The organism is Micromonospora sp. NPDC048170, from assembly GCF_040652795.1.
Lineage (GTDB): Bacteria > Actinomycetota > Actinomycetes > Mycobacteriales > Micromonosporaceae > Micromonospora.
This window is the reverse complement of the sequence record NZ_JBEZMR010000001.1, coordinates 215,592-233,937: the sequence shown is the minus strand read 5'-3', so window position 1 is coordinate 233,937 and position 18,346 is coordinate 215,592. Positions and strand designations below refer to the sequence as shown.

The 18,346-nt window shown below is 73.2% G+C and carries 16 protein-coding genes; 12 read left to right on the top strand and 4 right to left on the bottom strand.

The window, feature by feature from the left end; all coding sequences use genetic code 11:
• Window positions 1-77: 77 nt before the first annotated feature.
• From AB0D32_RS00985 to AB0D32_RS00970, 4 genes are all read left to right on the top strand, one after another.
• Window positions 78-1,187, top strand: coding sequence for a hypothetical protein (locus AB0D32_RS00985; RefSeq protein WP_357082779.1), 1,110 nt, complete (start codon window positions 78-80; stop codon window positions 1,185-1,187).
• Entirely contained in the window at window positions 1,184-2,776 is a 1,593-nt protein-coding gene (locus AB0D32_RS00980; protein WP_357082776.1) for a hypothetical protein, read from the top strand. Before AB0D32_RS00985 ends, AB0D32_RS00980 begins: the two co-directional genes overlap by 4 nt.
• 503 nt (window positions 2,777-3,279) lie before the next feature.
• Window positions 3,280-4,038, top strand: a complete 759-nt coding sequence (locus tag AB0D32_RS00975) for a MerR family transcriptional regulator (protein ID WP_357082773.1) — start codon at window positions 3,280-3,282, stop codon at window positions 4,036-4,038.
• Between the two features lie 26 nt (window positions 4,039-4,064).
• Window positions 4,065-4,349, top strand: coding sequence for an antibiotic biosynthesis monooxygenase family protein (locus AB0D32_RS00970; RefSeq protein ID WP_357082770.1), 285 nt, complete (start codon window positions 4,065-4,067; stop codon window positions 4,347-4,349).
• A gap of 141 nt (window positions 4,350-4,490) precedes the next feature.
• Here AB0D32_RS00970 and AB0D32_RS00965 read toward each other — a convergent pair whose 3' ends face one another.
• A complete protein-coding gene (locus tag AB0D32_RS00965) occupies window positions 4,491-5,360 on the bottom strand; it encodes an alpha/beta hydrolase (RefSeq protein WP_357082767.1) in 870 nt (289 codons plus the stop codon).
• Between the two features lie 87 nt (window positions 5,361-5,447).
• On the opposite strand from AB0D32_RS00965, the gene AB0D32_RS00960 reads away from it, so the two are divergent.
• Entirely contained in the window at window positions 5,448-6,008 is a 561-nt protein-coding gene (locus AB0D32_RS00960) for a TetR/AcrR family transcriptional regulator (protein ID WP_357082764.1), read from the top strand.
• A gap of 13 nt (window positions 6,009-6,021) precedes the next feature.
• Here the strand turns inward: AB0D32_RS00960 and AB0D32_RS00955 are convergent, their stop codons facing one another.
• A complete protein-coding gene (locus tag AB0D32_RS00955; RefSeq protein ID WP_357082761.1) occupies window positions 6,022-7,545 on the bottom strand; it encodes a gluconokinase in 1,524 nt (507 codons plus the stop codon).
• 171 nt (window positions 7,546-7,716) lie between these two features.
• Here AB0D32_RS00955 and AB0D32_RS00950 point away from each other — a divergent pair, with 171 nt between their 5' ends.
• A complete protein-coding gene (locus AB0D32_RS00950; protein ID WP_357082758.1) occupies window positions 7,717-10,095 on the top strand; it encodes an acylase in 2,379 nt (792 codons plus the stop codon).
• A 244-nt stretch (window positions 10,096-10,339) separates the two neighbouring features.
• Window positions 10,340-11,500 (top strand): hypothetical protein, encoded by a 1,161-nt coding sequence (locus AB0D32_RS00945; RefSeq protein WP_357082755.1) that lies wholly within the window; start codon window positions 10,340-10,342, stop codon window positions 11,498-11,500.
• Window positions 11,501-11,508: 8 nt separating this feature from the next.
• Here AB0D32_RS00945 and AB0D32_RS00940 read toward each other — a convergent pair whose 3' ends face one another.
• On the bottom strand, window positions 11,509-12,963 hold the full coding sequence (locus AB0D32_RS00940; RefSeq protein ID WP_357082752.1) for an MFS transporter: 1,455 nt from the start codon (window positions 12,961-12,963) through the stop codon (window positions 11,509-11,511).
• Between the two features lie 159 nt (window positions 12,964-13,122).
• On the opposite strand from AB0D32_RS00940, the gene AB0D32_RS00935 reads away from it, so the two are divergent.
• The 3 genes from AB0D32_RS00935 to AB0D32_RS00925 all read left to right on the top strand — a co-directional run bounded on the left by AB0D32_RS00935 (window position 13,123) and on the right by AB0D32_RS00925 (window position 14,919).
• Window positions 13,123-13,956 (top strand): helix-turn-helix transcriptional regulator, encoded by an 834-nt coding sequence (locus AB0D32_RS00935; RefSeq protein ID WP_357082749.1) that lies wholly within the window; start codon window positions 13,123-13,125, stop codon window positions 13,954-13,956.
• On the top strand, window positions 13,928-14,359 hold the full coding sequence (yidD, locus tag AB0D32_RS00930) for a membrane protein insertion efficiency factor YidD (RefSeq protein ID WP_357084149.1): 432 nt from the start codon (window positions 13,928-13,930) through the stop codon (window positions 14,357-14,359). Before AB0D32_RS00935 ends, yidD begins: the two co-directional genes overlap by 29 nt.
• A 71-nt stretch (window positions 14,360-14,430) precedes the next feature.
• Complete coding sequence (locus AB0D32_RS00925; protein ID WP_357082747.1) at window positions 14,431-14,919, top strand: hypothetical protein; 489 nt, start codon at window positions 14,431-14,433, stop codon at window positions 14,917-14,919.
• A 92-nt stretch (window positions 14,920-15,011) separates the two neighbouring features.
• On the opposite strand, the gene AB0D32_RS00920 is transcribed toward AB0D32_RS00925, so the two are convergent.
• Window positions 15,012-15,401 carry a MarR family transcriptional regulator gene (locus AB0D32_RS00920; RefSeq protein WP_357084146.1) on the bottom strand — a complete coding sequence of 130 codons (390 nt, stop codon included), beginning with the start codon at window positions 15,399-15,401 and terminating at the stop codon, window positions 15,012-15,014.
• Between the two features lie 132 nt (window positions 15,402-15,533).
• On the opposite strand from AB0D32_RS00920, the gene AB0D32_RS00915 reads away from it, so the two are divergent.
• Both AB0D32_RS00915 and AB0D32_RS00910 read left to right on the top strand, forming a co-directional pair.
• Window positions 15,534-16,766 carry a multidrug effflux MFS transporter gene (locus AB0D32_RS00915; protein ID WP_357082743.1) on the top strand — a complete coding sequence of 411 codons (1,233 nt, stop codon included), beginning with the start codon at window positions 15,534-15,536 and terminating at the stop codon, window positions 16,764-16,766.
• 277 nt (window positions 16,767-17,043) lie between these two features.
• Window positions 17,044-18,339 (top strand): phosphatidylserine/phosphatidylglycerophosphate/cardiolipin synthase family protein, encoded by a 1,296-nt coding sequence (locus AB0D32_RS00910; RefSeq protein ID WP_357082740.1) that lies wholly within the window; start codon window positions 17,044-17,046, stop codon window positions 18,337-18,339.
• The last annotated feature ends 7 nt before the right edge of the window (window positions 18,340-18,346 follow it).

The following is an 18,346-nucleotide window of genomic DNA, read 5'->3' as shown; positions in this document are numbered from 1 at the left end:
GGCGGGACGTCGCCGAACGTCTGCCGGCCGGGGCGGCGTCCGGCGCGGGCGGCGGTGACCGCCTATCGTGGCGGATCGTGACGAGCACCGAGGAGCGACTGGCCGCGATCCGCGGCGGCGTGCCGGCCAGACGGCACAACGCCCGCACCATCGCCGCCCTGACCGGCAACCCGGGCTGCACCCGGCGGGCCGTACTGGACGGCGCCGGGGTGGACAAGCCGAAGCTGGCCGCGCGGATCGGGTTTCCCGCCCGGTTCGGGCAGTCCCGGTTCGCCATCACCCGGGGCAACGCGTTCGAGGCCCAGGTCAAGGCCGACGGTGGGGCCGAGCTGCTGCGGCTGGTCGCGGAGCGGTTGGGCGTACCGGTGCCGGCGGCGGCGAGCTGGACGGACCTCGGCGACGGCGTCGCGGACGACACGGCCGCCCGGCACCGGCGCTCCGCCGAGTTGCTGACCGGCGCCACCCCCGGCGGGACGGACGACACCGCCGCGCTGTTCGACCATCCGCTGCTGGGCCTGGACGTCGCCGGTCGCCGGGTGCACCTGGAGCCGGACCTGGTCGCTGCCCGGCTCGCCGGCCGGTACCACGTGGTCGAGATCAAGTCGTTCCCGGTGGTCGACGGTCAGGCCGACCCGGCCAAGGTGTCCGCCGCCGCGATCCAGGCCGCCGTCTACGTGCTGGCCCTGCGCGAGTTGCTCGCCGCCGCCGGCCACGACCCGGAGCTGGTGTCGCACGAGGCGGTGCTGGTCTGCCCGCGCGACTTCGCCAACCAGCCGGTGGCCAGCCTGGTCGACGTACGCAAGCAACTGCTGGTGCTACGCCGCCAGCTCGACCGGATGGCCCGGGTCGACGCGCTGCTGGCAGGCGTGCCCGAGGAGTTCACCGCCGACGTGACGGCCGAGCCGGCGGCGCTGCTCGCCGCCCTGTCGACGGTGGCGGCCCGCTACGCGCCCGAGTGCCTGGCGGCCTGCGAGCTGGCGTACTTCTGCCGGAACGAGGCGCGCGGCCACACCGGGGCGCTGGGCCGGCCGGTCCGGGAGGCGCTCGGCGGCGTCGCGGAGGTCGCCGAGGTGCTGGCGCTGGCCGCCGGCGAGCGCGCGCCGGAACCCGCGCAGGAGGAGGCCGCCGCGCTGCTGCGGGCCGCCGCCCGGCTGCGCGCCGACGCCCTCGCCGGGACCCCCGCATGAGTACGCTTCGCGCGCTCGCCAGGGCGCAGGCGCTCGCGGCCGGCGTGGCCCAGCCGGTGGCGACCGTCCGACACCTGCACCTGGCCGAACGACCGCTGGTGCTGGTGCCGCTGGCGATGGCCGGCGAGGCGAACGCCCCGCTGGCGGCGCTGGTCGGCGACGCGCCGGACGCGGCTCGGCTGCTGATCGTGCCGCAGCCCCGCAACCGCGACCAGCGGTTCGCGTTCGCCGCCGAGCTGGCCGGGATCGTACTGCCCTACCTGGACGGGTTCCGGGGCGTCTCGGAAGCGGTGCCGGTCGACCGGGGCAGGGATGTGCGCTACCGGCATGTCGACGCCCCGCAACTGCTGGTGCCGAACCCGGCCGGGGTCACGTTCCTGCGGCTGTTCGGCCGATCCACCCGCTTCCGCCGCCCCGACGGGGACTACCCGGTGCACCCCGCGGTGCCGGTGCTCGGACGCTGGCTGACGTTCTTCGCCGAGCGGGCCGAGCATCCCGGCTCGTCGGCGCTGGTGGCGATGACCGACGCGCTGACGCTGCACTGGGCCACCGGGCAGAGCGTGGTGGAGGACCTGCACCTGCCGGCGTTGCTCGGCTGGATCGACCCACCCGCCGGGCTCACCGGCGCCGAGGCGGCGGCCCGGGCCGAGGACCCGGACACCTGCCCGCCCGCCGGCCCGGCCACCGACCCCGACTTCGACAACCACCGGCTCGCGCCGGCCATCGCCGCGTACGCCGACGCCGAGGACGACCCGGTCGCGCGCGCCGGGGCGTACGCGGAGCTGGAACGGCTGCTGCGCGACCAGCTCGCGCCCACCTGGGAGCTGATGTGGCGCGGCGTGGGGCTGCTACGCGGCCTGCCCCCGGGCGCCCGGGTGACCGGCCGGTGGGACGGCGACAAGGACGCCTTCACCGGCTACGCGGAACACGTCGACGCCGGCGGCGCGCCGCAGCCCCGGCGGGACGGGGCGGTGGCCGCCGCCCAGCGGCTGCACCGGCTGGAACGGGCCCTGACCTCCTACGCGGTGCAGCGCGCCTACGACGATCCGTTGGTGATGGCGGAGCATCGGCTGACCGGGGAGGCGTTCGTGGGCGAGGTGATCCTGGCCGACCCGAAGCGGGTGGACGACACCGGCAAGCGGCCGGTGCTGCGTCCCCGCATCCAGTTGGTCACCACCGAACCCGTGTCGACACCGGTCGGCGCCACGCTGTACTCGCCGGCCCGGCCGGCGCAGAAGGCCCGGGTGGTCTTCGTCGTGCCTGCGGCGGACGGCAAGACCGAAGTGGTGCTGGAGCTGTCGGGCGGGATGGGCCGGGGGCTGACCGCGCCGCCGGGCACCGTGCCCGAGGTGGGGGAGCGGCTCTGCTACACGACCCTGTCGGACACGTTCATGCCGGCGGGCGCCTTTCCGGCCGTGGAGGAGACGCCGTGGACCCACGGCGGCCCACCGGCCCTCGCGCCCGCGACGCCCGACCCCGGTCTGGTTGCCGTGCCAGCCACACCCGGCCCAGACGCGGGCACCACGAACCGTGTGGTCGCGGCCCTGCCGACGGAGGTGGACGGGGATCCCGACGAGGAGTGGGCCTGACCGACTGGCACGCCACCTTCGCCGCCACCACCACCGCCGCCACCGCCACCACCACCGCCACCGCCACCGCCGCAGCGGCCGAGGATCGTCACTGCCGGTGATGTCTGTGGGTGGTCGTCAAGTGGCCCTCTCGACGCTTTGCTCTGCATCCACCGACGCAACAGTCACGCTGCGTCAGTTTCGTGATCTTTCGGCCGGGCGGATATGCGCAGGTCAAGCCTGTGGTGCGGCGAGGGATGCAGAGCAAAGGGCCGACAGGTCGGGTGCGGACCTCCGCAGCTGGGTGACGCTGCGTGATGGAATGGCCTGGATTACGCAGCGTGATGATGGTCGGTGGGTGAGGTGCAAAATCGGGGCTGACGCCGGCTGCTTCCGAGCGCTGCGGGCTGCCTCGAGCGCCGGCTGCTCGGCGATCCCACGGGCGATGGAGGGGCAGGCCAGAATCGGACTTGACCCTCACGTAACGGTAGGCGGGAGCCTGCTTCCCGGAAGGGAGGGAAACCATGGCACACACGGTGGGACAGGTGGCGAAGGCGGCCGGGGTGACCGTGCGGACGCTGCACCACTACGACGAGATCGGGCTGCTCTCGCCCAGCGGTCGCAGCGGCACCGGCTACCGGCGTTACGACGACGCGGACCTGGAGCGGTTACAGCACATCCGCTACTACCGGGAGCTGGGGTTCCCGCTGGAGGAGATCGCCGCGATCCTCGACGACCCGGCGAGTGACCCGGCGGCGCACCTGCGCCGCCAGCACGAGCTGCTGAGCGTACGGATCAGGAAGCTCCAGGAGATGGTCACGGCGATCGAGTTCGCGATGGAGGCGAGCAAGTTGAACATCCCACTGACCCCGCAGGAGCGGTTCGAGGTCTTCGGCGACTTCGACCCGGACGTGCACGCCGAGGAGGCCGAGCAGCGCTGGGGCGGCACCGAGGCGTACCGGGAGTCGAACCGGCGCGTGTCCCGCTACACCAAGGGCGACTGGCTGCGCAACAAGGCGGAGAACGAGGACTGGGGGCGGCGGTTCGTCGAGGTGATGTCCTCCGGTGCGCCGGCGGACAGCCCGGCGGCGATGGACCTTGCCGAGGAGCACCGACAGTTGATCAGCCGCTGGTTCTACGAGTGCTCGTACGAGGTCCACACCGGTCTGGCCGACATGTACGTGGCGGACGAGCGGTTCACCGCGTACTTCGAGAAGATCAAGCCGGGGATGGCCGCCTATCTGAGCGAGGCCATCCACTCCAACGCCATCACCCGCGCCTGAGGGGCGCGGACGTCCCGGGAGGTCACGTGCTCATCGTCGCCGGCAGTCTCTACGTCGATCCGGACCAGCGGGACGCCTACCTGGCCGACTGTGCCGAGGTCATCCGGCAGGCGCGCTCCGCGCCGGGCTGCGTCGACTTCGCGATCAGCGCGGACCTGGTCGAGGCGGGCCGGATCAACGTCTACGAGCGCTGGGAGTCCGAGGGGCAGCTGCTCGACTTCCGGGGTTCCGGCCCCTCGAGTGAGCAGGCGGTGACGATCCTCGGCGCGGAGGTGCACCGCTACCGGATATCCGGCGTCGAGGCCCCCTGACCCGGCCGGCAACGAGGCCAGCGACCTGCTGCAGGTGCCGCCCGGACGCGACCGCGCCCCGGAGACGGCCCGGCCGGACCGCCCCGGCCCGAACGGCCCGCCGGGCCGGCGCCGGCGGGCCGAGGGCGGTCGAGGCCGTGCCTAGCGGACCCGGCGCAGGAAGTCGCGGACCAGCCCGGCGATCTCGTCGCCGTGCGTCTCCAGGGCGAAGTGCCCGGTGTCCAGCAGGTGGATCTCGGCGTCGGGCAGGTCCCGGGCGTACGCCTCGGCGCCGGCGGCGCCGAATATCTCGTCGTGCCGGCCCCAGGTGACCAGGGTGGGCGGCCGATGCTCGCGGAGGTAGCGCTGGAAGTCGGGGTACACGTCGAGGTTGAACTGGTAGTCCCAGAAGAGCTGGAGCTGGATCTCAGCGTTGCCGGGCCGGTCGAGGCCGGCCTGGTCGAGGTGCCACGTCTCCGGTGCGACGCGGTCCAGCAGGTCCGCCGGCACGCCGTGCGTGTACTGCCAGCGGGTGGCCTCGGCCGTCAGCAGCTTGCGGACCTCTGGCTCGTGGGTCGCCCGGTCCTTGGCATGCGCGAAGAGTAAATCCCAGAAGGGGGTGAAGCCCTCGGTGTACGCGTTCCCGCTCTGGGCGACCAGGGCGGTGACCCGCTGCGGGTGCCGACTGGCGATGCGTAGCCCGATCGGGGCGCCGTAGTCGTGCAGGTAGAGCGCGAACCGGTCGATACCGAGGGCGTCGAGCAGGCCGAGGGTGATCTCGGTGAGCCGCTCGAAGCTGTAGTCGAAGTCGCCCACCGGCGGGGCGGTGGAGTTGCCGAAGCCGACGTGGTCGGGCGCGACGAGGTGGTATTCGTCGGCCAGCGCGGTGATGAGATTGCGGAACATGTGTGAGCTGCTGGGAAAGCCGTGCAGCAGCACCAGAGTGGGGCGGGACGGGTTGCCGGCCTCCCGGTAGAAGATCTGCTGACCGGCGACGGTGGCCAGGTGGTGACGGGTGGCGAAGGGAGACACGGGTACTCCTCGACATCGAGAGAACGATCGTTCTCTGTCTGGTTGATACCGTAGGAGAACGATGGTTCTCTGGCAAGGGGTCTTGACATGGAGCACACGACGGGCGAGGAGCGACTGCTCGATGCGGCCGACACGCTCTTCTACGAGCGCGGCATCCAGGCGGTCGGGATGGATGCCATCCGAACCGCCTCCGGCGTCTCGCTCAAGCGCACCTACCAGCTCTACCCCTCCAAGGAGCACCTGGTCGAGGCGGTGCTGCGCCGGCGGGACCGGGCCGTCCGGGACGGGATTGAGGCCTACACCTCCGCGCGGGCGACCCCGACCGAGCGCGTGCTGGCTGTCTTCGACTACCTGCACGACTGGTTCGGCCAGCCCGACTACCGGGGCTGCGCCTTCATCAACTCCTTCGCCGAACTGGGCGGCTCGTCGCCCAACGTGGTCGAGATCGTGCGTACGCACAAGCGGGCCTTCGCCGACCACCTCGCGGCGCTCGTCGCCGCGGCGGGGCGTCCGCCGCAGCTCGCCGCGCAACTCACGCTGCTGGCCAACGGTGCGATGGTCACCGCCGCCATTGCCGGCAGCGCCGAGCCCGCCCGCGAGGCCCGCGCCGCCGCGAGCCGCCTGCTCGACGCCGAACCGCCGGCCTGAGTCAGCTGGCGGGTCAGTCCGGCGACAGGCCCGGGGCGAGGCGGCGCAGCGACGTGAACGTGGGGACCAGCGCGTCGTACAGCTGGGAGAAGAGCGGCAGCAGGGCGGCGTACGTGGCGGCGGCGGCCGGGTCGGGGTGTGCCGTCTCGTCGATGCGCACCAGGTCGGCGGCGACGTCGACGGAGGGGATCAGCCCCAACGCCTGCATGCCGAGCAGCGCCGCGCCGAAGCCGGAGCCCTCGTGCCCGGCGGGGAAACGCACCGGCACGCCGAGCACGTCGGCGAGCATCTGCCGCCACAGCGGGCTGCGGGAGAAGCCGCCGCCGGCCCGGATCTCCCGGACCTCGTTGCCGGCGGCCCGTACCGAGGCCAGCACCAGCGCCAACTGCTGGCAGACGCCCTCCATCGCGGCCCGCACCAGGTGCGCGCGGCGGTGCCCGTGGGTCAGCCCCACGTACGCGCCGCGGGGCAGCGCGCTCCAGTGCGGGGCGCGCTCGCTGAGCAGGTACGGCAGCATGATCAGACCGCCGGAGCCAACCGGTGCCCGGGCGGCCAGCGCCAGCAGCTCCTCCTCGGCGTCCTCGCCCAGCTCCGGGGCGAGCGCGTCGCCGGCCCAGTCCAGCACGATGCCGCCGTTGTTGATCGCCCCGCCGACCACCCAGCGGTGCTCGGTCAGCGCGTAGCAGAACACCCCGCCGAGCGGGTCGACGCCGGGGCGTTCCACCACCACCCGCATCGCGCCACTGGTGCCGACCGAGCAGGCCATCACGCCCGGTGCGACGGCGCCGAGCCCGAGGTTGGCCAGCGGGCCGTCCCCGGCGCCGACGACCACCCTCGTGTCCGGGGGCAGCCCGGTCGCCTCGGCGGCCTCGGCGGTGAGGCCGGGCAGCACGGTGGTGGTGGGCACCAGATCCGGCAGCTGCTCCGCGGTGATCCCGGCGATGCCGAGCGCCTCGGAGTCCCAGGAGAGCCGGCCGAGGTTCATCAGCCCCGTGGCGGAGGCGACCGAATGGTCGGTCACCAGCGCGTCGCACATCCGCAGCAGCACCCAGTCCTTGATGCCCACCCAGTACGCCACCCGCCCGAACAGCACCGGCTCCTGCTCGGCGAACCAGAGCAGCTTGGGCAGCGGCGCCATCGGGTGCACCGGAGTGCCGGTGCGGCGGTGCAGCGCCAGCCCGGACGGGGCCGCGCGCAGCCGCTCGGCCTGCCGGCTGGCCCGGGAGTCGGCCCACGTGATCGACGGGGTGAGCGGGCGGCCGTCCCGGTCCAGCCCGATCAGGCTGTGCATCGCCGTGCCGAAGGACAGCCCGGCGACAGGCCGGTCCAGCTCCGCCACGACCGTACGGAGGGACTCCAGCACCGCCGCGTGGATGTGCCGCGCGTCCTGCTCGGCGTAGCCGGGGTGGGGCTCGTCGAGCGGATAGCCGACCGAGTGGTGGGCGAGCCGGATGCCGTCCACGTCGTACGCGATCGCCTTGGTGCTGGTGGTGCCGATGTCGACGCCGATCACCACCGGGCGGAGCGGGTCGCCCACCGGTCCCACCCCCTTGTCGAACTCGGGTGCCGCCGACGTTACCCAGCGTCCGGGCCGCCCGTAGGGGGAACAACCCGTTTCCCGTTCGGGTCTTCCTCGGCGCGACCGCACCCGGCGAGAATGCCGTCGGTGTGAACACTTCACACGTCCACCCGACGGGAGGAAGTCCCGATGAGGCCAAAGCCACTCTGTGCGGTGGTCACCGCCCTCGCCACGGTCGTCGCCACAGTGGTCACCGGCGTTCCGCCGGCCGCCGCGCAACACCGTGACGGCGGCTACTCGGCGGAGATCCGGCGGGCGTCGTACGGCGTCCCGCACATCACCGCCCGCTCCTTCGCCAGCATCGGCTTCGGCGTCGGCCACGTCCAGGCCGAGGACAACATCTGCGTCATCGCGGAGAAGGTCGTCACCGTCAACGCCGAGCGGTCCCGCTACTTCGGGGCGGCGAGCCCCACGGACGCGAACGTGCGCAGCGACCTGTTCTTCCGCAAGGCGATCGACGACGGCACGGCGGAGCGGCTGCTGCGCGGTCCCCGCGACGGTGTGCACTCCCCGTCGAACGAGATCCGCGACCAGATCCGTGGCTTCGTCGCCGGCTACAACAACTACCTGCGCCACACCGGCGCGGCGAACCTGACCGACCCGGCGTGCCGGGGCAAGCCGTGGGTGCGTCCGCTGACCGAACTCGACATGTGGCGTACGAGCTGGGCCAGCATGGTCCGGGCCGGCTCCCGGGCGGTGCTCGACGGGATCGTGGCCGCCGCCCCGCCCACGGCCACCGGCCCGGCCGCCGTCCTGGACGCGCCGGGTGCCGCCGCCGTCGTCGCCGCCCGCGACGGCGCGCCGGCCGGTGTCGGCAGCAACGCGTACGGGCTGGGCGCGCAGGCCACCACGCACGGCGGCGGGATGCTGCTGGCCAACCCGCACTTCCCGTGGGAGGGGGCGGAACGCTTCTACCGGATGCACCTGAAGGTCCCCGGCCGCTACGACGTGGAGGGCGCGGCGCTGGTCGGCGACCCGATCATCGAGATCGGGCACAACCGCACCCTCGCCTGGAGCCACACCGTCTCCACCGCCCGCCGCTTCGTCTGGCACCGCCTCGCGCTGGTTCCCGGCGATCCCACCTCGTACTACGTGGACGGCCGGGCCCGGAAGATGACCACCCGCACGGTCACCGTCCGGGTGCCCGCCCCGGGTGGCGGCACCGTGCCGGTCAGCCGCACCTTCCACGACACCCACTTCGGCCCGGTCGTCGTCGTGCCCGGCACCTTCGACTGGACCGCCACCGCCGCGTACGCGATCACCGACGTCAACGCGACCAACAACCGTGCCTTCGACGGCTGGCTCCAGATGGGCCGGGCGAAGACGGTCCGCGAGCTGAAGCAGGTCCTGGACCGCTACCAGTTCCTGCCCTGGGTGAACGTGATCGCCGCCGACGCCCGCGGCGAGTCGCTCTACGCCGACCACTCGGTGGTGCCCCGGGTCACCCACGAGCTGGCTGCCGCCTGCATCCCCGCGCCGTTCCAGCCGCTCTACGCCAGCAGCGGCCAGGCCGTCCTCGACGGCTCCCGGTCGGCCTGCGCGCTGGGTCGGGACTCCGACGCGGCGGTGCCCGGAATCCTCGGCCCGGCCAACCTGCCGGTGTCGTTCCGCGCCGACTACGTGACCAACTCCAACGACAGCCACTGGCTGGCCAACCCGGCGGCGCCGCTGGAGGGGTACCCGCGGATCATCGGCAACGAGCGCACCGAGCGCAGCCTGCGTACCCGCCTCGGCGTGGAGCAGGTGCAGGGGCGGCTCGCCGGCACCGACGGGCTGCCCGGGCGGGGCTACACCACGTCCCGGCTGTGGCAGACGGTCTTCGGCAACCGCGCGTACGGCGGCGAGTTGTTCCGCGACGACCTGGTGGCGCTGTGCGTCGCGAATCCCACCGCGACCGCCTCGGACGGGACCACCGTCGACCTGCGCGGGGCCTGCACGGCGCTGAAGGGCTGGGATCTGCGCGTGGACCTGGACAGCCGGGGAGCGCACCTGTTCACCGAGTTCGCGCTGTCCGGCGGCGTCCGGTTCGCCGACGCGTTCGACGCCGGCGACCCGGTGCACACGCCGAGCCGGCTGAACACCGCCGACCCGCGCGTGCTCACCGCGCTCGCCGACGCGGTCCGCAAGCTCGCGGGCATCCCGCTCGACGCGCGCCTGGGTGACGTCCAGACCGAACCGCGCGGCGACCGGCGCATCCCGATCCACGGCGGGCGCGCGGAGGCCGGCGTGTTCAACATGATCATCAGTCCGCTCACGCCCGGTGTCGGCTACCAGAAGGTGGTGCACGGCTCGTCCTTCGTGATGGCCGTCGAGCTGGGCCCGAACGGTCCCTCGGGGCGGCAGATCCTCACCTACTCCCAGTCGGCCAACCCGAACTCGCCCTGGTACGGCGACCAGACCCGGCTCTACTCGGGCAAGGGCTGGGACACCGTCAAGTACACGGAGGCACAGATCAAGGCCGACCCGAACCTGCGCACCTACCGGGTGGGGGAGGGCCGCCGCCACTGATCCGCCACCCGGGTCACCCCGTCGCGCCCGCCCGGTCACCCGACCGGGCGGGCGCGATCGCGTTCGCTGCCGCCGTCCTCCCCGACACGCCCGAGGACGCGAATCGGCTCGATGAAATCCGCCTATCGTCCGATTTGCTCCGCCGATCGGCCATTTTGCCCGTTCCGGCGTGTCCCTGCCGCACGCCGCCGCAGTTGACACCGGTGACACCCCGGTTGGTGGCCTGCGCGGCGAAGGAGTCGGCGTGGCAAAGACTGATTCGACGGGTTCCACGTGGCGGTACCGGTGGGTGCACCGGCAGAACGAACGGCGGCGGCGGGAGTTCCGCAGCGCCGACAGGGCATGGCGACGGCGCGACGACGAACTGCGCCGCCTGCGTACCCTCGCCGAGGGTTTCCAGGGCTCGGCGGCGGCGGGCGCCGGCCTGCCCCTGGGGCTCGCGCCCGACGAAGTGGTGTTCTGGGTGTTGCCGGCCGCGCAACTGGTGGAGGTCCGGCACGCCACCGTGCTGCCCGCGCCCGACCTGACGGTCACCCCGGCGCCCGCGCCGCTGCGGCCCCGCAGGCCCGACGGCGTCCGGGTCTCCGACGCCGGCATGGCGGTGATCACCAACCGCCGGCTGGTGCTGCTCGGCGGTCGCGGCCGGCGCGACTGGTCGTACGGGAAGATGACCGGCCTGTCCCACGACCCGCACGCGCCGGTCACCCTGATGCAGGTGCTGGACCGGCGGCGCACCTCCGGCCTGATGCTTCCCGCCGACGTCGCCGCCGACTTCCGGTTCAAGCTGACCCTGGCCTTCGCCGACGCCATCGAGCAGCGCGGCGCGGTGCTCGACCAGCTCGACGAGGCGATCGCCGAACACGCGCAGCTCAAACCGTTCCGGCCACAGATCGCCACCCCGGCGCAGGCCCGGCCCTTCGCGTTCGTGCCCGGCGGACGACGCACCGTGGCCGTCGCCGCCGGCATCGCCCTGCTGGTGCCCGCCGCGCTGCTGGACACCGACCCGTCCGACCCGGCCGGCCCCGAGGTCGCCGTCGCCGCCACCCCCGCGCCGGGCGGCTCCGCCGTCCCGCCGGTCGCCCCGCCGATCGCCCTCCCGACCACGCCGACGAAAACGCCACCGGCCGCGTCGAAGCCGCGACGCGGCACCGCCCCGCCCTCGCCGACGCCCGCCAGGGAGCGGCTCTGCGGCGCCCCCGCCAACCCGATGGGGTACGACTTCTGCGGCGGCGAGCGCATCCGCAGGCCGGCCGCCGAGATCTGCGACTGGTTCGACTGCGCGCCCGAGTTCTGGGCCGGCCGGGGCTACCTGGTGCAGTGCCGCGACGGCTCCGTCAGCCTCACCGGCGGCCGCCGGGACACCTGCGCGGAGCACGACGGGATGCGCCGTACGGTCTGGAGCTGACCTGCCGGCTACCCGGGCGTTGCGGAAGTCTTGCGGGCGTCGGCTGCGGATTCTGCGCGGTGGCTTCCGAGCAGCGTGGCGATGAGGACGGCGCCGAGCACGAGGACGGCGGCAGCGACGGTGAGTGCGAACGAGAAGCCTTCCGTCGCGGCGGCCAGCGGACTGGTCGAGTCGGCCAGGGCGTCGCTGCGGCGTGCTGCCAGGGTGACCAGTACGGCCAGGCCCACCGCGCCACCGACCTGCTGGACAGAGCTGAGGACGGCCGAGCCGAGACCGGCGTTCTCCTCGGTGGTACCCGTGACCGCGGCTACCGTCAGGGCGGGCAGGCTCAGGCCACATCCGAGGCTCGTGACGAGCATTCCCGGCAGCACGCCGGATGCATAGCTGTCGTTCGGCGCCACGCCGGACAGCAGCAGCAGTCCCGCTGCACTGATCAGGAACGACACGACGAGGATCCGGCGCATCCCGAGCCTGATCACCGCATGGGAGCAGAGCCACATGCCCGCGAGGATTCCAGCGCCGTAGGGCAGGTAGGCGACGCCCGCCTTGAGCGGGCCGTAGCCGAGCACGGTCTGCAGGTGAATCATCAGCAGGAAGGCCATGGCGTAGAAGGCGGCGGAGAACAGCAGGGTCGCGCCGTTGGCGACGGCCCGGGGCCGGAACGCCAGGAACGCCAATGGCACCAGTGGCTCGGCCGTGCGTGACTCGACCGTGAGGAACAAGACGGTCAGGACGGCGGCAAGGAGCAGCGGTCCGACGACGGCCGCGTCGTCCCAGCCCGATTCGATGGCCTGGAGCAGGCCGTAGACCAGGGACAGGACGGCGCCGGCGCCCAGCACCGCGCCCGGCACGTCGAGGCGCGCCTGGCGGGTGGCGCGGCTCTCGGCGACCAGGCGCGGGAGCAGCGCGAGGGCCAGGACGGCCACGGGCAGGTTGATCAGAAAGATCCAGCGCCAGGAGGTGAGGTCGGTCAGCGCACCGGAGATCACCAGGCCCGTCGTGCCGCCCAGACCGGCGATGCCGCCCCAGATGCTGAGCGCCTTGGCGCGCTCCCTGGTGCCGGGGAACAGGAGGGTGATCAGTGACAGCGCGGCGGGGCTGGCCATGGCCGCGCCGGTGCCCTGGGCGAACCGTCCGGCCACGAGTTGCCAGGGTTCCTGGGCGAGCCCGCAGGCGAGGCTCGCGGCACCGAACAGCGCCACGCCGCCGAGGAAGACGCGTCGGCGGCCCAGCAGGTCGGCCGCGCGTCCGGACAGCAACAGCAGCCCGCCGAAGGCGAGGAAGTACGCGTTGACGACCCAGGCCAGGCCCGCGGTGCCGAAGCCGAGATCGTCCCGGACGCTGGGGAGGGCGACGCTCACCACGGTGTCGTCCAGGACGAGCATGAACTGCACGAGGCACAGCACGATCAGCGCCGATCGGCGGCGGCCCGTGCTGGCGGCAGCCGTTGATGCTGAGGTCATGAACCATGTCCCGTGGATGTGGCGGGGGCGTCCGTACCGTGACAGCGCCAGTGGCGCGGGTGACTGATCGGCATGTGATGACGCTATTCACCGGGTCGCTCTGGCCACAATCCGTTATGAGGCCATGCGATATCGCATTGAGGACATACGGTGGGGCGCATGACCGAGGCCGTCGTAGGCGCCGTCCCACCCGGGGTGGGAGCGATCGTCGTTGGGCACTTTCCGTTGTCGTCCGGGCAGTGGATAAGCCCGCACAGCCACCCGCAGCACCAGTTGGCCTGGACGCGACGCGGTGTGCTCGGCGTCGCCGTCGACGACACCTACTGGGTCCTGCCGCCCACCCGGGCGCTGTGGTTGCCTGCGGGGATCGTCCACCGCACCGGTGCGACCCGCGACGCGGTGCTGTGCAGCCTCTACCTCCAACCAGACCGCTGCGGTCTGGACTGGACAGAGCCCACGCCGGTCGGCGTCGACGGGCTGCTGGCCCACCTGATCGGCTACCTCAGCCGAGACGACCTCGCCGATGACGCGCGACTGCGGGCCGAGGCGGTCGTACTGGATCTACTGCGCCCTCTGCCGGTCATGCCCATCGACGTGCCGCGTCCCGTCGACGAACGCGTCTGCGCCGTGGCCGACACGGTGTTCGCGGATCCCGCCGACCCGCGCGGCCTCGAAGCGCACGCTCGGGCCGTCGGAGTGAGCCGACGCACCCTGACACGGCTGTTCGTCCGCGATACGGGCATGAGCTTCGATCGCTGGCGTACCCACGTGCGGCTACGGGCCGCCCTGCCCCTCCTCGCGGAAGGCCAGCCCGTGTCCCGGGTCGCACACGGCGTGGGATACGCGACACCGAGCGCGTTTCTTGCGGCGTTCCGCCGCACCGTCGGCACCTCCCCGGGGCGCTACCTCAACGGCGACGCCGTATTCGAGGCGCCTGACCCGAGGGTGGCGCGGCCGTCGCATGATGTTCCCCGTGATCAATGTGAAGCATGACCCGCACCGCAGGAAGAGTCGCAAGAAGAAGAGCCGCTTCGACAACTGCGACGCGTGCAACTGCGACATACCCTGCTGCGACCTGGGGCTCTTCTCGTTCCTGCTCACCCTCGGCGCGCTGCTCGCCCGGCTCGTGGCACCCGGCCGAACCTCGGCGCCGCCGACGGCCGTGGCAGGGCGGGCGCCGCTCGTGGACCGGGCCGGGCGGGCCGCGATCGTCGGCTACCGGCGCTGGCTGTCGCACCGCTGGCCGGGGCAGTGCCGCTACACCCCGACGTGCAGCGCGTACGGGCTGGCCGCCGTGGAGCGGCACGGGCTGGCCGTCGGCGGACGGATGGCCGCCGACCGGCTGCGCCGCTGCCGGCCCGACGTGCCGCGCGGCACCCACGACCCGGTCCGCTGACCGGCCGTCGTGACGCCCTGAGCTGCGCGGACGTCTCCACATGAGTGGGGCGGATCGGCCATGATGGGGCGATGGAGATCCGCTCCGACGACGGCGCCCGGGTGAGGATCCGGCCGGTGGGCTACCAGCCCGGGGTCGAGCCGCCCGACGACCCGGACGAGGCGGCGGGCTGGGACGACTGGCTGCTCGTCGAGACCGACGCCCGCACGGCCGACGGGCAGGCCTGGTCGCACCTCGAACCCTGCCTGACGGTGGCCGAGGCGTACACGCTGGCGGGTTGGCTGCGGCAGCAGGCCGAGACGACCGGCGACCCGGCGGAGCCCTCGGCGGTGGCACGCTTCACCGAGCCCAACCTGGCCTTCCGCGCCCGGGTGCTACGGCGTCGCCGGCTGGCGCTGACCGTCGAGTTCTCGTACGAGTCGCTGCCGCCGTGGCTGCGACGGCAGCCGCTCGGCGCGGTCTACCCGTTGACGCTCATCGTGTCCGCCGACGCCCTCTCTCTGGCCGCCGAACAGTGGGCGCGGGAGGCCGACGGGTATCCCCGCCGAGTCGACTTCTGACTGCCGGCGCCCCGGCCGCGGCCCGCGACCTCCAGACTCGACGGTCCACCGTCACCGTAACGTCGAAGTCCGACGTGCCGGGGAACGCCGGTTCAGCCCTGTCCCGCCATCCGGTCGGCGAGGTGACGCAGCGCCGGGGCGGCGGCGAGCAGTGTCTCCCGGTCCGGGGTGTCCAGCTCGGCCAGGGCGGCGCCGAGCAGGTCACGCCGGTGCCGCCCGTACGCGGCGATGCGTTCCCGGGCCGCGTCGGTCAGTTCCAGGCGGACGGTGCGTCGGTCGGCCGGGTCCCGGTGCCGGTGCAGCAGGCCGGCGGTGGTCAGCTCGCCGACGAGCGTGCTGATCGTGTTCGGCGCGGTGCCGAGCCGCTCGGCGGCCTCGCGGACGCCGATCCCGGGTCGCCGCTGCACCAGCCGCAGCACCTCGACCTGGGCGTCCGGCAGGGCGACCCGGCCGGCCCGCTGGCTGGCCGCCCGGCGCAGCATCCGGTGCAGGTCGCCGAGCGCCCCGCCGAGCTGGTCGACCGTCTCGTCCGTCACAGGCATGCCCTTCACGGCTCAACAGCTCTGTTGTCAGAGCTATCGTATGCGGGCCGAGCCGCCAGCGAGGGGACCGCCATGCCGCACGCCACCGCGCCGCCCGTCCGACCGGGCGAGCGCGTCGCCGTGCCCACCGGCCGGGCCGCCGTCGGGCTGCTGGTGCTGCTCGGCGCGCTCACCGCGGTCGGGCCGCTCTCCCTGGACACCTACCTGCCGGCGTTCCCCGAGATGACCCGAGACCTGTCCGCCAGCCAGGCGCAGATCCAGCTCTCGCTGACCACCTGCCTCATCGGCATGGCCCTCGGCCAGTTCGTCACCGGCCCGCTCAGCGACCGCTTCGGGCGGCGCCGACCCGTGCTTGTCGGCGTCGGCGCGTACACCCTGTTGTCGTTGCTCTGCGCGGCCGTGCCGTCGGCCGAGACCCTGGCGGCGGCGCGGCTCGCGCAGGGCTTCGCCGGCGGCATGGGCGTGGTCGTCGCCCGCGCCGTCGTCCGCGACCTCTACGCCGGCCGGGACGCCGCGAAGTACTTCTCCCGCCTCACCCTGATCTTCGGCATCGCCCCGATGGCCGCGCCCGCCTTCGGCAGCCTGGTGCTGCGCTTCGGGGACTGGCGTACCGTCTTCGTCGCCCTCGCCGTGATCGGCGCGCTGCTCGCCGCCGCCGTCGCGTGGCGGCTGCCGGAGACGCTGCCCGCCTCGCGGCGCAGCACCGGCGGCCTCGCCGCCACGGCCGCCGCCGGCCGCTCACTGCTCACCGACCGGATCTTCCTGGGGTACGCGCTCGCGCAGGGCCTCGCCTTCGCCGCGCTGTTCGCCTACATCTCCGGGTCGTCCTTCGTGTTCCAGGACGTCTTCGGCGTCTCGGCCGGCGCGTTCAGCCTCATCTTCGGCGTCAACTCGCTCGCCCTGGTCGCCGCCGGCCAGCTCAACGCCCGCCTGCTGGACCGCTTCGAGCCCCGCCCGCTGCTGGTGTGGCCGTTGGGCGTGGGGGTGCTGGCCGCCGCCGTCCTGCTCGTGGGCACGCTGCTCGGCAGCCTGCCGCTGGTGGCGGTGACGCTCTTCGTCTTCGTCGGGTCGCTCGGCATGGTGATGCCGAACGGCACCGCGCTCGCCCTGGACCGGCATGCCGCCCACGCCGGTACGGCCGCCGCCCTGCTCGGCACGATCCAGTCGCTGGTGGCGGCGACGGCCGCGCCGCTGGTCGGGCTGGGCGGGGAGGGCAGCGCCGTACCGATGGCCGTGGTGGTCACGGGGGCGGCGGTCGCCTCCCTCGCCGTTGTCGGCACCCTGGCCCGCACCCGCCGGCACTGACCGGGGCGCTGGCCGCCGCTTCCACGTTCCTTCCACCGGGTTTCCACGCCGCGCCGCGATCGTTGACGGCAACGCGGGACGGCTGCGCGGCAACGCACCCGTCCCGACCCATCGACCAGCGGCTGGACCGTGGGACCCGGGCGGCGTTTCTCCATCTGGACGGACACCGGCACCGGCACCACTGACGGGGGCCAGCCGCTGGACAGGAGAGCGGGGAGGCATCGATCTCATGTACATCGCAACCGCCGGTGATCCGGGCCGGGGAGGTGAGCGGCGGATGACCAGAAGTGCGGGTCTACGCGGCCTCGCCATGGCGGTCGCCGCGACGACGGCGCTGTCCCTGCCGATCGCCCCGGCCAGCGCGGCCAGCCCCACCGGGGAGGTTCCGGCAGCCGCCGCGGCGGTGGTCCCCATCGCCGCCACGGAGGTGCGGAACTACGCCTGGTTCAACCAGAAGACCGACAGCGACATGCACGGCGGACTCGTGGGTCACGTCAGCCGGCTCATCAATGCCGCCCCGGCCGGGGCGACACTCTCCCTCACCCTCTATTTCTTCAACCGGCAGGAGATCGTCGACGCCCTGCGCGGTGCCGCCGCCCGGGGCGTACGGGTGCGGGTCGTCATCAACGGCAGCCAGGTCGGGACCGACCACCACACGGCGCTCAAGTCGATCCCCAACGTTCGGCTCGTGACGTGCGGCCAGCGGCGCTCCGACGGGCAGTCCACCCGTGGCTGCATGAGCACCCGTACGGGAGCGGCGCCGCTGAACAACCCGCCGCTGCTGCACGACAAGTTCATGACCATCTCCAGCGTGCGACTGGCGGGCGGCGGGACGGCGCGCAACGTCCTCTACGTCTCCTCGGCGAACCTCGACCACTACCGGGCCTACGAGAACGCCCTCACCATCAGCCACGCCGGCCTGTACAGCACCTACCTCGGCTACTTCAACGACCTCATGCGGTACGGCAGCTCCGGCCGGACCAGCCCCAACTACGGCCGGACCACGACGGTGGGCACGCACCGCGTCTACACCTTCCCCCGCCGGGAGGCCGCAGGCAGAACGCCGGGCAGCGCGAGCAACGACCCGATCGCCAGCCTGTTGAAGTCGACCAACTGCTCCGGGGGAACCAGCATCGACCTGGCGAACTTCCGGATCCAGCGGGCGGCCGTGGTGAAGGAGCTGAAGGCCGCGCGGAGCCGGGGCTGCCAGGTCCGGATCGTCACCGGCGCCACCTCGGGTCGGCCGCACGACGCCGGCCCGCCGATGAAGGCACTGGTGGATCTCGCCCGCGCGATGCCGGTCCACCTGTGCGGCTACACCGCCGCCGGAGGAATCCCGATGCACGAGAAGTTCATGATCATCCGCCGGGGCGGTCAGTCGACGCTCTACACAGGCAGCCACAACCTCACCTACCGGGCGCTGCGGCAGAACGACGAGAACATCCTGGCGCTGCGCAACCATCCGCTCGCCACGCCGTTCCAGCAGCGCTTCGAGCAGCACCACAGCACCTGCCTGCCCTATCGGCCGCCGGCGGACGCCGGGTCCACCGCCGACGTCGAGGATGCGGGCTGAGCACACC

Bases quoted from the DNA above. Each gene is read 5' to 3' on its own strand.
- AB0D32_RS00980 (WP_357082776.1), top strand. From the start codon at position 1,184: ATGAGTACGCTTCGCGCGCTCGCCAGGGCGCAGGCGCTCGCGGCCGGC.
- AB0D32_RS00975 (WP_357082773.1), top strand. From the start codon at position 3,280: ATGGCACACACGGTGGGACAGGTGGCGAAGGCGGCCGGGGTGACCGTG.
- AB0D32_RS00960 (WP_357082764.1), top strand. From the start codon at position 5,448: ATGGAGCACACGACGGGCGAGGAGCGACTGCTCGATGCGGCCGACACG.
- AB0D32_RS00950 (WP_357082758.1), top strand. From the start codon at position 7,717: ATGAGGCCAAAGCCACTCTGTGCGGTGGTCACCGCCCTCGCCACGGTC.
- AB0D32_RS00940 (WP_357082752.1), bottom strand. From the start codon at position 12,963: ATGACCTCAGCATCAACGGCTGCCGCCAGCACGGGCCGCCGCCGATCG.
- AB0D32_RS00935 (WP_357082749.1), top strand. From the start codon at position 13,123: ATGACCGAGGCCGTCGTAGGCGCCGTCCCACCCGGGGTGGGAGCGATC.
- yidD (WP_357084149.1), top strand. From the start codon at position 13,928: ATGTTCCCCGTGATCAATGTGAAGCATGACCCGCACCGCAGGAAGAGT.
- AB0D32_RS00925 (WP_357082747.1), top strand. From the start codon at position 14,431: ATGGAGATCCGCTCCGACGACGGCGCCCGGGTGAGGATCCGGCCGGTG.
- AB0D32_RS00920 (WP_357084146.1), bottom strand. From the start codon at position 15,401: ATGCTGCGCCGGGCGGCCAGCCAGCGGGCCGGCCGGGTCGCCCTGCCG.
- AB0D32_RS00915 (WP_357082743.1), top strand. From the start codon at position 15,534: ATGCCGCACGCCACCGCGCCGCCCGTCCGACCGGGCGAGCGCGTCGCC.
- AB0D32_RS00910 (WP_357082740.1), top strand. From the start codon at position 17,044: ATGACCAGAAGTGCGGGTCTACGCGGCCTCGCCATGGCGGTCGCCGCG.